The organism is Streptomyces sp. Mut1, assembly GCF_030719295.1.
Classification (GTDB): domain Bacteria; phylum Actinomycetota; class Actinomycetes; order Streptomycetales; family Streptomycetaceae; genus Streptomyces; species Streptomyces castrisilvae.
The window spans coordinates 3,125,109-3,137,219 of the sequence record NZ_CP120997.1 but is presented as its reverse complement, the minus strand read 5'-3'; the positions used below and the strand labels follow the sequence as shown (position 1 = coordinate 3,137,219).

At 70.4% G+C, this 12,111-nt stretch carries 13 protein-coding genes; 8 read left to right on the top strand and 5 right to left on the bottom strand.

Features of this window, described 5'->3' with window-relative positions:
- Window positions 1-371 precede the first annotated feature (371 nt).
- The 6 genes from ureA to P8A18_RS13425 are packed head-to-tail and all read left to right on the top strand — an operon-like array spanning window position 372 to window position 5,466.
- Window positions 372-758 carry an urease subunit gamma gene (gene ureA, locus P8A18_RS13450; protein WP_018551905.1) on the top strand — a complete coding sequence of 129 codons (387 nt, stop codon included), beginning with the start codon at window positions 372-374 and terminating at the stop codon, window positions 756-758.
- Between the two features lie 10 nt (window positions 759-768).
- A complete protein-coding gene (locus tag P8A18_RS13445; protein WP_306054507.1) occupies window positions 769-1,362 on the top strand; it encodes an urease subunit beta in 594 nt (197 codons plus the stop codon).
- A gap of 32 nt (window positions 1,363-1,394) precedes the next feature.
- Window positions 1,395-3,269, top strand: coding sequence for an urease subunit alpha (gene ureC / locus P8A18_RS13440; RefSeq protein ID WP_306054505.1), 1,875 nt, complete (start codon window positions 1,395-1,397; stop codon window positions 3,267-3,269).
- 7 nt (window positions 3,270-3,276) lie between these two features.
- Window positions 3,277-3,930, top strand: a complete 654-nt coding sequence (locus P8A18_RS13435; RefSeq protein ID WP_306054503.1) for an urease accessory protein UreF — start codon at window positions 3,277-3,279, stop codon at window positions 3,928-3,930.
- A 25-nt stretch (window positions 3,931-3,955) separates the two neighbouring features.
- Window positions 3,956-4,699, top strand: a complete 744-nt coding sequence (gene ureG, locus P8A18_RS13430) for an urease accessory protein UreG (RefSeq protein WP_306060881.1) — start codon at window positions 3,956-3,958, stop codon at window positions 4,697-4,699.
- Entirely contained in the window at window positions 4,696-5,466 is a 771-nt protein-coding gene (locus P8A18_RS13425; RefSeq protein WP_306054501.1) for an urease accessory protein UreD, read from the top strand. The genes ureG and P8A18_RS13425 overlap by 4 nt, the downstream gene beginning before the upstream one ends.
- A gap of 344 nt (window positions 5,467-5,810) precedes the next feature.
- On the opposite strand, the gene P8A18_RS13415 is transcribed toward P8A18_RS13425, so the two are convergent.
- Together P8A18_RS13415 and P8A18_RS13410 are read right to left on the bottom strand one after the other, a co-directional pair.
- A complete protein-coding gene (locus P8A18_RS13415; RefSeq protein WP_306054499.1) occupies window positions 5,811-6,458 on the bottom strand; it encodes a response regulator transcription factor in 648 nt (215 codons plus the stop codon).
- Complete coding sequence (locus P8A18_RS13410; protein ID WP_306054497.1) at window positions 6,443-7,690, bottom strand: sensor histidine kinase; 1,248 nt, start codon at window positions 7,688-7,690, stop codon at window positions 6,443-6,445. Before P8A18_RS13410 ends, P8A18_RS13415 begins: the two co-directional genes overlap by 16 nt.
- 150 nt (window positions 7,691-7,840) lie before the next feature.
- Between P8A18_RS13410 and P8A18_RS13405 the strand changes: the two genes are divergently transcribed.
- Window positions 7,841-8,269, top strand: a complete 429-nt coding sequence (locus P8A18_RS13405; RefSeq protein WP_306054495.1) for a hypothetical protein — start codon at window positions 7,841-7,843, stop codon at window positions 8,267-8,269.
- Between the two features lie 19 nt (window positions 8,270-8,288).
- Here P8A18_RS13405 and P8A18_RS13400 read toward each other — a convergent pair whose 3' ends face one another.
- Complete coding sequence (locus P8A18_RS13400; protein WP_306054494.1) at window positions 8,289-8,786, bottom strand: GNAT family N-acetyltransferase; 498 nt, start codon at window positions 8,784-8,786, stop codon at window positions 8,289-8,291.
- 49 nt (window positions 8,787-8,835) lie between these two features.
- Here P8A18_RS13400 and P8A18_RS13395 point away from each other — a divergent pair, with 49 nt between their 5' ends.
- Window positions 8,836-9,651, top strand: coding sequence for an exodeoxyribonuclease III (locus tag P8A18_RS13395; protein ID WP_306054491.1), 816 nt, complete (start codon window positions 8,836-8,838; stop codon window positions 9,649-9,651).
- A 117-nt stretch (window positions 9,652-9,768) separates the two neighbouring features.
- Here P8A18_RS13395 and P8A18_RS13390 read toward each other — a convergent pair whose 3' ends face one another.
- Both P8A18_RS13390 and P8A18_RS13385 read right to left on the bottom strand, forming a co-directional pair.
- The gene (locus P8A18_RS13390) at window positions 9,769-10,350 is read right to left on the bottom strand and encodes a recombinase family protein (protein WP_306054489.1); all 582 of its coding nucleotides are present in this window, start codon (window positions 10,348-10,350) and stop codon (window positions 9,769-9,771) included.
- A 190-nt stretch (window positions 10,351-10,540) separates the two neighbouring features.
- A complete protein-coding gene (locus P8A18_RS13385) occupies window positions 10,541-12,082 on the bottom strand; it encodes a recombinase family protein (protein ID WP_306054487.1) in 1,542 nt (513 codons plus the stop codon).
- Window positions 12,083-12,111: the final 29 nt, after the last annotated feature.

The following is a 12,111-nucleotide window of genomic DNA, read 5'->3' as shown; positions in this document are numbered from 1 at the left end:
ATCCGGTCCGGCACAGCGCTTCGCAGCCCATCCGTCTCCGTGCTCCGGACCACCTTTGGCCACAAGCGCTGCTGCCGAGGTTTCGGTCACGTGCTCGTGTCGGCACCCGTTTGAGGGTGATGGTGCGGTTATGCCGCGGCAGCCCCGTCCGCCGCATGATGATCGGCGGCGGCGCTGGTGGTTCGGCTGATGATGCCGATGAACCCGGTGGAGCCGCATCGCGCTGCCGACACATGTTCGTCCCCGGATCCGGGAGAGGCCCCAGGCATCGGTGGATGCGTCCTGGTGGCCCGGGACGCGGCGGAGGCGGACGGGGTCGTCGTCCCCTGCCGGAGAGCCGGGGGCGCTCTCACCATCACAGAGGAGCACGGATGCATCTGATTCCTTCGGAGCAGGAGAAGCTGCTGCTCAGCATGGCCGGGATGCTGGCCAGCTATCGCAAGGAGCGCGGCATCAAGCTGAACTACCCCGAGGCCGTGGCCTACATCAGTTGCTGGGTCATCGAGGAGGCACGGGCGGGCACTTACACCGTCGACCAGATGACGAGCGACGCCGGCGTTCCCCTGGACGAGCGGAAGGGGGACACCCAGGGGGAGGGCGAGAGCGTTCTGACGACCGCGGATGTCATGGACGGCGTGGCCGAGATGCTCGACATCCTCCAGATCGAGGCGACCTTCCCCGATGGCCGCAAGCTCGTCACCCTCTATGACCCGATCCGTGCCCCGAAGGCCGCGACGACGCCCGCCCCTATCCGCTGAGGACGAACCCATGCCCTACTTCCAGCCGCTGGCTGCGAATCCGTCGACGCCGGTGCCGGTCGTGTGTCCGTGCGCGGGCCGGACACATGGTTGTGGCCAGGAGCCCGGAGTCCGGCCGCCCTCCGACCTGGACCCGAGCGAGGTCTGCGCCCTTTCCCGGTACGAGGTCGGAGGAGTGTGGGTCAAGGACCCGGCCGCGGAGCATGTGCTCAACTCCCGGAGCGGCAAGGGCACTGTCTACGTGGTCAATGTCGGTGACCGCGACATCCAGGTCGGTTCGCACTTCCACCTGGCCGATGTCAACGAGGACCTGTTGTTCTTCACCGATCCGGAGAGCGCGACGGAGGCGGAGACCGTTCTGACCGATCCCCGGCGCGTGCGGGCCGAGCAGATCGCCGCGGCCCGCGCGCTGGCGTACGACCGGTCGAAGACGCCGGGGAAGGCGCCTTGGGGGTGCCGGCTCGACATCGCTCCGGGGGACTCGATGCGGTTCAGCCCCGAGAACGCGCCCAGCGATGCGATCGAGGTTGTGCCGATCGGTGGACGGCGCCGTGTTCCGGGCCTGCGGAAGGGCAAAGGGCCCGACGACGTCGCCCTCGACTGACCGGGCCTCGTACATCCAGCTGGAGGAATGCAATGGCGAACATCACCCGCGCGCAGTACGCGAAATCCTACGGCCCGACCGTGGGCGACCAGGTCCGCCTGGGCGACACCAGCCTCTGGATCGAGGTCACCGAGGACCTGACGTTCGGTGGTGACGAGGCGATCTTCGGCGGCGGGAAGACCATCCGCGAGTCGATGCTGCAGGGGACGACCACGAGTGCGGAGGGCGCCCCCGACACCGTGATCACCAATGTGATCATTCTGGATGTCGAACCCGCGCTGGAGCGGGGGAACGCCCATTCCATCGTGCGTGCCGACGTCGGGATCAGGGGCGGCAAGGTCGTCGCGGTCGGAAAGGCCGGCAACAGCGATGTCATGGACGGGGTCACTCCGGGGCTGGAGATCGGTTCCTCCACGGACGTGATCTCCGGCGAGGGCAAGATCCTCACCGCCGGAGCCGTCGACACGCATGTCCACTACATCTCCCCCTCGGCGGTGCTGGAGGCCCTGTCCACCGGGACCACCACGCTGATCGGCGGCGGTGTGGGCCCCTCGGAGGGCTCCAAGGCAACCACGGTGACGCCCGGACCCCAGCACCTGGTGAACCTGCACCGCAGCTTCGACGACCTGCCGGTCAACGTGATGCTGCTGGGCAAGGGCAACACCGTCAGCAAGGACGGCCTGGACGAGCAGGCGCTCGCGGGGGCCGGCGGGTACAAGGTCCACGAGGACTGGGGCGCCACCCCGGCAGCGCTGGACGCGGCCCTGAGGGCCGGGGAGGAGTGGGGTCTTCAGGTCACCCTGCACGCCGACTCCCTGAACGAGTCCGGCTTCGTCGAAACCACCCTCGACGCCATCGACGGGCGCGGAGTCCACGTCTTCCACGCGGAGGGCGCCGGCGGCGGGCACGCCCCGGACATCCTGAAGGTGGCCGCCGAGCCGAACGTCCTGCCCGCGTCGACGAACCCGACGCTGCCGTACACCGTGAACACGCTGGCCGAGCACATCGACATGCTGGCCTCGGCCCACCACCTCGATCTGAGCAACGAGAACGACCAGGCGTTCGCCGACTCCCGCATCCGCTCCACGACCATGTTCGCCGAGGATGTGCTGCACGACATGGGCGCCATGTCCATCACCTCCTCCGACGCCCAGGCCATGGGCCGCATCGGGGAGGTCGTGACCCGTACCTGGCAGGTCGCCCACGTCATGAAGGAGTGGAGCCACCTGACCTTCAAGGACGCGAACTTCTTCTACGGGGCCGACCGGGGACGGGGCGACAACGCCCGCGCGCTGCGGTACGTGGCCAAGTACACGATCAATCCCGCCATCGCCCACGGCATCGACGCGTACGCCGGCTCGGTGAAGACGGGCAAGCTGGCGGACCTCGTGCTGTGGGACCCGCGGTTCTTCGCCGTGCGGCCGGAAGTGGTCATCAAGGGCGGCGCCATGGTGGTCGGCAACCTCGGTGATCCCAACGGCTCGGTCTCGACCCCGCAGCCGACGCTCCTGCGCCCGGCGATGGCCGCGGCCATCGCCCCCCACCTGTCCTACTCGTTCGTCTCGGACGCGGTGCTCAACCCCGCGTCGGACTCCGACCCCTACGACGGAGTGAAGGGCAGGGGCGTGTTCAAGGACTCCCTGACGACCACCCTCGGCCTGCGGCGTGAACTGAGGGGCGCCAAGCCCGTCAAGGACATCGGCAAGGCGGACATGATCTTCAACGACGGGCGGTACGGCATCGACATCGACCCGGGCACGTTCAAGATCGCGGTGCAGATCCCACGGGTCGACCCCGCGGCGGGACACAGCCTCACCCGGCACAGGAGCCTGAGCGACTACTGGTACCTCGACCAGCCGAAACCGCCGAGGAGCCTGCCCCTCACCCAGCGATACATGCTGTTCTGAGGTGCCCATGAGCACTTCTCCGCTCCTGCTCGCCCTGCTGGGCGACGCCAGGCTCCCGTCCGGAGGACATACGCAGTCCGCCGGTCTGGAACCGGCGCTGCGGGCCGGTACGACGCCCGCCGAGGTGCCCGCGTACCTGCGCTCCCGTCTTCGTACCGTCACCCGCGTGGAGGCGGGCACCGCCGTCGTCGCGCGTGCGGTCGCGGAGGACGGCGGTGACCTGGCCGAGGTCGAGGCCGCCTGGGCCGCCCGGACCCCCAGCCGGGCGCTGAGGGCGAACGGGCGGCGTCTGGGGCGCGGATATCTGCGGGTCCTGCAGACGCTCTGGCCCGGCCCCGTCGACGCCCGCGCACGCACCTGGCCCCGCCCGGTCGTCCTCGGTCTGCTCGCGCACCGCGCCGCGATGGACCCGGCCGACGTGGCCCGTCTCGTCGGGTACGACGACGCCCAGACCGTCACAGCGGCCCTGCTCAAGCTCGAACCGCAGGACCCCCTGCTCATCGCGGCGTGGGTGAACGAACTCCTCCCCGACATCGACGAGATGGCCGACCAGGTCTCCCTTCTCCGCCTCCCGGAACACATCCCCGCCCACGGCGCTCCCCTCATCGAGCGCTGGGCCGAGACCCACGACACCGCCACAGAGAGGCTCTTCAGTGCCTGAGAACGCCACCGCCCCCACCCGTGCCATGCGCCTGGGCGTCGCCGGGCCCGTCGGCACGGGCAAGAGCTCGCTCATCGCGACGCTGTGCCGGGCCCTCTCCGGGGAACTGAGCCTGGGCGTCATCACGAACGACATCTACACCGACGAGGACGCGCGCTTCCTCAGGAGCGCCGGAGTGCTGGACCCCGAACGCATCCGCCCGGTGGAAACGGGCGCCTGCCCCCACACGGCGATCCGCGACGACGTGACGGCCAATCTGCTGGCGGCCGAGGACCTGGAGGCCGACTTCGGACCACTGGACCTGGTCATCATCGAGTCCGGCGGCGACAACCTCACCGCGACCTTCTCCCCCGCACTGGTGGACGCCCAACTGTTCGTCCTGGACGTCGCCGGCGGCGGTGACGTCGTACGGAAAGGGGGCCCCGGCATCGCTCGCGCCGACCTGCTCGTGATCAACAAGACCGACCTGGGCGAGCATGTGGGCGTGGACGTCGAGCGCATGACACGCGAGGGACGTGACGCCCGGCAGGGTTCCCCCGTGGTCGCGCTCTCCCGGCACGACGAGGCGTCCGTCCGACTGCTGACCGGCTGGGTCCGCGACACCCTCGCCCACTACCGCACCGGCGAGCACACCCCGGTCGACCCCGGTCCCATGGCACCGCACTTCCACGCGGGTCAGGACGGCGGGGAAACCCACGCGCACACCCGGACCGACGGCACCACGCACACCCACGACCACGCTCCGGCGCATGCGGGGCAGCGCGCGTGACCGGCCCGACCCGCCTGAGCGTCACCCCCGCGGGGAGCCGCAGCCGCGTCCACCGTACGACCGGGCACCTGACGGCGCGGATCATGGATCAGGACGCCCGTGGTGCCAGAGTGGGCCTGCTCGCCACCCAGGCGCTGCTGCTGTCGGGCGACGACGTCCGCGTCGAAGTGGACGTCGCCCCCGGGGCGTGGCTGGACATCGTGGAGTCGACCGGCACGGTCGCGTACGAAGGTGACGCACCGTCTTCCTGGACGGTCGACGCGACGGTGGGCGACGGAGCGGTGCTGACCTGGGCGGGCAAGCCGTTCGTGGTCTCGGACGGGATCGCCACCCACCGGGACACCCGGATCCGGCTGCACGGTACCGGCAGGATCCTGATGCAGGAGAAGATCGTCCTGGGGCGCGCAGGCCAGACGGGCGGGGACCTGACCACCTCCCTGTGCGCGACCGACGACACGGGGCCGGTGCAGGTGGAGCACCTCGACCTGAGCAGGCGGACCCGCACGATGCCGGGCGTCCTCGGAAACCTTCGTTCCATGGACACGGTCACCGCTCTGGGATGGACACCCGAACCGCCCGGCAGGCTGGAAGCCGGCACCACCGGGCCCGGCGAGACCTACTTCCCTCTGGACCGGGCCGGTGCCGTGCTGCGCTGGGTCGGAATCGGCCGGTTCCGTGACCGCGTGTGCGACCCCGCCTTCACCGCCTGGTGCGAGGACGCCATGCGTGGTGCCCCGGCCGGGCAGCCGGTGGCCTCGTCGGCCTGACGCCCCGGGGCGGGTACCCCGTCCTGCGCGTGGTCCTTCCCCCGGTGCCGCTCCCGGTGGACGGTGCCGCCCCCGGTGGACGGTGCCGCCCACCCACCCACCGGGCTGCTCGCGAGCTTCCGCAGCGAGCGGGAGAAGTCCAGGGCCTCGTCCGGGAGCCACGGCATGTCCTCCGGGGGGGAAAGGAGGTGCTCCGGCCCGCGCCGTTCGGGCCGAGGCACCCGACCAGTTCGCCCGCCTCGACCGTGAAGCTGACGCCGACGACCGCACGGACCTCTTCGGCCTCGCGGGTGGGCGGCGTGCGCATGCCACCGAGGAACCCGTCGGGGCTCCGAGGCCGGCGGTCACGGGTTGTTCAGATACGCCAGCACCGCCAGCACCCGGCGGTTGTTCGTGCCGTCGTCCGTGATGCCCAGCTTGCCGAACAGGGAGGTCGTGTACTTGCTGATCGCACTGTCGCTGAGGAACAGGCGCCCCGCGATGGCCTGGTTGGACAGGCCCTGCGCCATCAGCGCCAGCACCGAGTGCTCGCGCTCCGTGAGTCCGCCCAGCCGGCGGTGGGACGAGCCGCTGGACAGCAGCTTCGCGATGACCGCCGGGTCCATGGCCGTACCCCCGGCCGCGACCCGCTCCAGCGCGTCGATGAACTGGTCCGCGTCGAACACGCTCTCCTTCAGGAAGTAGCCCACCCCGCCCGAGCCGTCGGCCAGCAACTCGCGGGCGTACAACTGCTCCACGTACTGGGACAGGATCAGCACGGGCAGCCCGGGGACGCCGGCGCGGGCGGCCAGTGCCGCGCGCAGGCCCTCGTCGGTCTGCGTCGGCGGCATGCGGACGTCCACCACCGCCACGTCGGGGCGGAACTCACGCAGCGCGGCCAGTGTTTCGGGCCCGGTCGTGGCCGTACCCACCACCTCGTGGCCGTACGCCTCGATGAGGCGGACCATGCCGTCGCGCAGGAGATACAGGTCCTCGGCTACAACGATTCGCATGGCACCATGATCCTCGCGCGGGTCGGGCCGCCGGGCGGGCTCGTGAGGTCCAGGGTGCCGTCGAAGACCGCCAGCCGCCCCCGCAGCCCCGCCAGCCCGCCGCCGTCACGGACCACGGCCCCGCCGCGCCCGTCGTCCTCGGCCTCGACCACGAGACCGGTGGCGTCCCGGACGAGGGAGATCCGCAGCCGGGTCGCGCGGGCGTGCTTGACCGCGTTGGTGAGCAGTTCGGCGACACCGAAGTACACCGCCGACTCGACGGGCGCGGGCGGCCGTTCGGACACGTCGGCGCTCACCTCCGTTTCGAGCGGGCTGTCCAGGGCCAGGGCCCGCACGGCGTCGACCAGACCCCGGTCGTTGAGCACGGGCGGGTTGATGCCGCGGACCAGGTCGCGCAGCTCGGCCAGCGAGGCGGTGGCACCGGCCCGCGCCTCGCGCATCAGCGCCCTGGCCCGGTCGGGGTCGGTCTCCATCAGCTTCTCCACCGTGGCCAGCGAGAGCCCGAGCGCGACGAGCCGGGCCTGCGCCCCGTCGTGCAGGTCGCGCTCGATGCGGCGGATCTCGGCGGCCTGCGCGACCGTCGCGTCCGCCCGCCGGCCGGTGAGCTGGTCCACCCGGTCCGCCAGCGCCATCCTGGCCGACGGCCGCAGGAAGCGGACCGCGACCGGGGTGAGGGGCCGCCAGGCGTACGGGGCGGAGGCGACGGCCACGACGAGACCGGCGACCCGGCCGGCGGTCCCGGTGCCGAGCCCGGCGGCGGCCAGGACCACCCCGGCCGGCGGGACGCACGCGACGAGCCCCGCCGTGAACGGGACGATCGCGGTGAACCGCAGGTCGCGCCAGTTGGCCGGGTCCTTCCAGCGCAGCCGCCACCGCTGGTCGAGGAGGGCGTCGCGGCGGGTGCGGTGGTAGTCGAAGCCGTTCCACCAGTAACCGGTGGCCATCCTCGTGACCGGCGGCGCCTCGCGGTAGCCGGACGCGATCACGGTGCCCGTCCAGCGGGCGGCCAGGAAGCGGACGGCCCGGCAGACGGGCCGCGCCGTCAGGAGCGAACCCACGGCCACCAGCAGCACGGGAGCCACCCACGACCACGGGTTCCCCGGCCCCCACCACACCCCCAGCGCCACCGCGCCCGCCCATACGCCCGGGACCAGCAGCGTGACGGCGGCGACGGCACACGCCCGTACGAAGCCGACGCCGACCCGGGCCGGCCACGAAACCAGCACTCTCATCTCTCGCCCTCCGCGTTCTGTCCGGTGCCTCCACTCTGTACCGCGCGGAACGCGTCGAGACCCCGCTCGGCGAAGGAGTGGGTCCAGCCCCACCCCCTTGTGCGTCCAGACGCATACCGGGCCGGACCAGCGGTTCGTAGCGTCGTCGGCATGGACTTCCGGACGAACACCCAGCCCGCAGAGAATCCCGCCGCCCGGCAGGCGCTCGACGCGGCGCGCAACAGCATCGGGCTCTACGGCGTACTCGGCGCCGCCGCTCTCGTCGCGGTCGCCGCGGTGGCCGCCACCGGTCACACGGTGAACACCTTCATGTGGGTCCGCGCGGCCCTGCTGCCCGTGATCGCGTACGTGGTCCTGCGGGTCCTCGCCGCCGCCGCCCGGGGCTCCCGCCGCGCCTTCGAGCGTGTGAGCGCCCTCGCGGTGATCATGCCGGTCGCGATCATCGGCGTGGACCTGATCCCGGGGGTGTGCCCGCCCTGGTACGCGGTGGTGCAGACGCTCTGCGTGCTGCCGGTGATCCGCGTCGCGTTCCTCACCCGGGGCGCGGCCCTGAAGTCGGCCTTCCCGAAGGCGGGCTGAGGCGGCGGGAGTTGTGTGCTCAGGCCATCGTCCCGCCCTCCTGGAGCGGCTTGGCGTAGCAACGGCTGCTGTCGTACGTGCGGTAGTGGCCGAACTTCTCGCACGGCGCGTACCCGCTGGAGAGGTAGAGGGCGATGGCCTCCGGCTGCTGGTCGCCGGTCTCCAGCACCATGCGCGTGCGCCCCGCCGCCCGCGCGTCGGCCTCCAGCGCGGCCAGGATGCGGCGGGCCAGGCCCCGGCCGCGCCCCTCGGGTATCACGTACATCCGCTTCAGCTCGGCGTCGCCGTCCGAGTAGCCTTCCTCGTTGCGCTCCCGCGCGCGCCAGCCGCCCGTGGCGACCGGCAGGTCCGACGCGTCGTACGCGATCAGGTACAGGCCGTGAGGCGGGTCGAACATCGTCGCGTCCAGTGGTGTGATGTCGCCCTCGTCGCCGTAGCGCTCGGCGTATTCGAGCTGCACGCGATCGTTGAGTTTGACGGCATCGGGGTGGTCGAAAGCCCGGACGTGGATATTCATGCGTAGCATCGTACATGTATGCGACACTGATCGTCGATATCGTGCCGGAATGCTCACCGTGACCTCTGTGAATGTAAACGGTCTCCGCGCCGCGGCGAAGAAGGGCTTCGTCGAGTGGCTGGCGCAGACCGACGCCGACGTGATCTGCCTCCAGGAGGTGCGCGCCGAGGCGCAGCAGCTGCCCGAAGAGGTCCGTGAGCCCGAGGGCTGGCACACCGTGCACGCCCCGGCCGCCGCCAAGGGCCGGGCCGGTGTCTCCGTCTACTCCCGGCGGGCCCCGGAGCGCGTACAGATCGGCTTCGGCGGGTACGGCCACGCCGGCTGCGAGGAGTTCGACACGAGCGGCCGGTACGTCGAGATCGACCTGCCCGGCGTCACGGTCGCCAGCCTCTACCTGCCCTCCGGCGAGGTCGGCACCGAGCGCCAGGACGAGAAGGAGCGCTTCATGGCGGCCTTCCTGCTCTACCTCGTCGGCCTGAAGGCCCGCGCCGCCGCCGACGGCCGCGAGGTCGTCGTCTGCGGCGACTGGAACATCGCCCACCAGGAGGCGGACCTCAAGAACTGGCGGGCCAACCGCAAGAGCTCCGGCTTCCTCCCCGAGGAACGGGAGTGGCTGACCCGCGTCTTCACCGAGGCCGCGTACGTCGACGTCGTACGCACCCTGCACCCGGACGTCGAGGGCCCGTACTCCTGGTGGTCCTACCGCGGCCGCGCCTTCGACAACGACACCGGCTGGCGGATCGACCTCATCGTCAGTTCGCCACGCCTGGCGGAGCGTGCGGTGAAGGCGTACGTGGAGAGGGCTGCGAGCCATGCGGAACGGTGGAGTGATCACGCGCCCGTGACTGCCGTCTTCGACTTGTAGGGAGCGGCAGCGGAAAGCCCCGCCCGGCTGTGTTGCTCGCCGTCGCCGGACGGGGTCGCCTGGTGGGCGTCACGCGCGCCGTACGCCGCTGGGCGGGACCAGTCATAGCCCCACCGGCTACTTGCTCTTCTGCAATGCTCGGTAGAGCGTGGCGCGGGACACTTCGAGAGCCTTGGCGACGGCTGTAGCGCTCTCCCCCTTGGCGCGGCGCGCCTTGGCCGCAGCGAGTTTGTCGGCGTCCATGACGACCGGTCGTCCACCCGTACGCCCCTGTGCACGGGCGGCGTCCAGGCCGGCGCGGGTCTGGTCCTTGATCAGGCTGCGCTCGAACTCCGCCATTGCGCCGACCACTTGCAGCATGAGCCGCCCGTGCACAGGGGCGTACGGGTGGATGCTTGCCAGCGCTCCCGTCAGCACCCGGAAGCCGACTCCCCGCGCGGCAAGCGCATCCACCGTGTTCACCAAGTCGATCAGCGAGCGGGCGAACCGGTCCAGCTTCCACACGCAGAGGGTGTCTCCGGGGCGGACGTAGTCGAGCACGGCGGCGAGTTCGGGGCGGTCCGTGTTCTTCCCGCTCGCCTTGTCCGTGAAGATCCGGGCGCACTCCGCGTCAGTCAGCGCGTCATGCTGCAACTGCGCTTCCTGGTCGTCGGTGGAGACTCGGGCGTAGCCGATGAGGTGTCCCGCGGATGTGTCCATGGCGAGACTGCCTCATAACTCGTCTCAGAACATCAAGGGATTTGGGTAGGTTGTGAGACGGGTTTTGCTACACGCTTCCGAAGTTCGGGAGGGGGTGGCGGGATCGTCTCGATAACCATCGTTCGGGAGCGATCGCGACCCGCCGCCAGGTGTTTCCCGGCAACGGGCCGTGAACGGCGCTCAGGCAGGCTCAGGCGGCCGTATCTCCCTGCCGCTGGACCCTCGTGCCCTGCGAGTCGATCGACAGGCGTTCCATTGCACGGCGCTTCATGTCCGCCGGGCGTCCCCCTCGCTGACCCTTCGCACACTCCAGGCGGGTTCCGGTGTCGAGCAACACGAACCGCCGTTCCCGGGCGTCGCCGATCCTCCAGTAATCGGCGTAGGTCTTCCCTGTGGGGACCAGCTCCGTGCGTTCCTTCTGCACGGGAGTCGCTTCCAGGACCTCGGCGCGGCCCTCCAGTGCGTCCACCTGCTCCTGCCAGATGGCGAGGCCGACACGTGATCGCCGTGATTCGCGAACGGCGTACAGCTCGCGGAGTTCGGTGGTGATCTCCTCAAGTTCGGGGCGGGGGTCGTAACCGGGGTACGTCACCCGTTCCAGTACGGGGAAGCCTCCCCACTCCTTCAGGAACTCCCGTTCCGCATACTCCTCCACCCAGTCGGTCTTGATGGCTGCGGGAGCCTCACAGGGAAGCCCTTTGGTACGGGCCCGGCAGACGTAGACCGAGTAGCCGTGTGCGGGAACCCTGTACATGCGGCCCTTGCAAGAGGCGCAGTGCAGAACGCCGAGCAGGAGCGCGCCGGTGTCCTTTCGGGTCCCCGCAGCCCCCTTGGGTCGTTCGCCCAGGGCGGCCTTGACCTCCTCGAACCGGTCTCGCGTCAGGATCGGGTCCGAGGTGATGCTCACCGGCAGGCTGTTGCCGTCCCGGACGACGGAGCCCGCGTACGTCTGGTGGCCGAGGAGTGACGGGGACAGCAGCACGCGTTTGACGGTCTGGCCGACCCACTTGCGCCCCTTCGGGTTTCGCCCTTGTCGAACGTCGTTCCAATCGCGAGGCGTCAAGATGTCTTCGCTGTTCAGATGGAATGCGATGGCGTTCGGAGCGTTGCCGTCCAGCAGCATCCGGATCATCGTTTCGATGGCTTCCACGCGCTTCGGGTCCTGGGCCAGCGTCCATCCTTCGCCGACTGGACGCTGCACGGGCGCGTATCCGTACGGCGGGAGTCCTCCGGAGTACCGCCCCATCGCCCGCAGTGCCGCATTGGCGCTCGTGACGCGCTCCTTGATGGCCTGGCTCTCCATCTGCGCGGCGAAGGCCAGCAACATGGTGATCAGCTCGGACATGATCGAGGTCATGTCCAGTTCCAGTGAACTGCCTCCCGGGCCCTCCGCGAAGACCAGGCGCTTGCCGTGGCGCTTCGCCCAGCGCGTCAGCTCGGCCATGTCGCCCATGGAGCGGACCGCACGGTCGAGCCGCCACCAGATGATCACGTCGAAGTCGTCGGGCCTGGCCAGCCAGTTGCCCAGTTCCGGCCGTTCGAACGGAGTGGTCCGGGTGGCGGAGACGTCCAGGTCCTCCGCGTAGCCGACGACCTCGGCTCCAAGGCGTCTGGCCTCCTCCTCGCCGGCTTCCCGCTGACGCTTCGGCGATGTCGATTCGTCGGTCCTGACGCTCAGTCGTACCGCGATGAGTGCCCGCAGCCCGGGGCGGTCGTTGTTCGTATAGGTCATGCAAATCCCCCTCCCGAAGCAAACTGTAT

Excerpts from the sequence above, each read along its gene's own strand:
- ureA (WP_018551905.1), top strand. The coding sequence starts at position 372 with ATGCATCTGATTCCTTCGGAGCAGGAGAAGCTGCTGCTCAGCATGGCC.
- P8A18_RS13445 (WP_306054507.1), top strand. The coding sequence starts at position 769 with ATGCCCTACTTCCAGCCGCTGGCTGCGAATCCGTCGACGCCGGTGCCG.
- ureC (WP_306054505.1), top strand. The coding sequence starts at position 1,395 with ATGGCGAACATCACCCGCGCGCAGTACGCGAAATCCTACGGCCCGACC.
- P8A18_RS13435 (WP_306054503.1), top strand. The coding sequence starts at position 3,277 with ATGAGCACTTCTCCGCTCCTGCTCGCCCTGCTGGGCGACGCCAGGCTC.
- ureG (WP_306060881.1), top strand. The coding sequence starts at position 3,956 with ATGCGCCTGGGCGTCGCCGGGCCCGTCGGCACGGGCAAGAGCTCGCTC.
- P8A18_RS13415 (WP_306054499.1), bottom strand. The coding sequence starts at position 6,458 with ATGCGAATCGTTGTAGCCGAGGACCTGTATCTCCTGCGCGACGGCATG.
- P8A18_RS13410 (WP_306054497.1), bottom strand. The coding sequence starts at position 7,690 with ATGAGAGTGCTGGTTTCGTGGCCGGCCCGGGTCGGCGTCGGCTTCGTA.
- P8A18_RS13405 (WP_306054495.1), top strand. The coding sequence starts at position 7,841 with ATGGACTTCCGGACGAACACCCAGCCCGCAGAGAATCCCGCCGCCCGG.
- P8A18_RS13400 (WP_306054494.1), bottom strand. The coding sequence starts at position 8,786 with ATGAATATCCACGTCCGGGCTTTCGACCACCCCGATGCCGTCAAACTC.
- P8A18_RS13395 (WP_306054491.1), top strand. The coding sequence starts at position 8,836 with ATGCTCACCGTGACCTCTGTGAATGTAAACGGTCTCCGCGCCGCGGCG.
- P8A18_RS13390 (WP_306054489.1), bottom strand. The coding sequence starts at position 10,350 with ATGGACACATCCGCGGGACACCTCATCGGCTACGCCCGAGTCTCCACC.
- P8A18_RS13385 (WP_306054487.1), bottom strand. The coding sequence starts at position 12,082 with ATGACCTATACGAACAACGACCGCCCCGGGCTGCGGGCACTCATCGCG.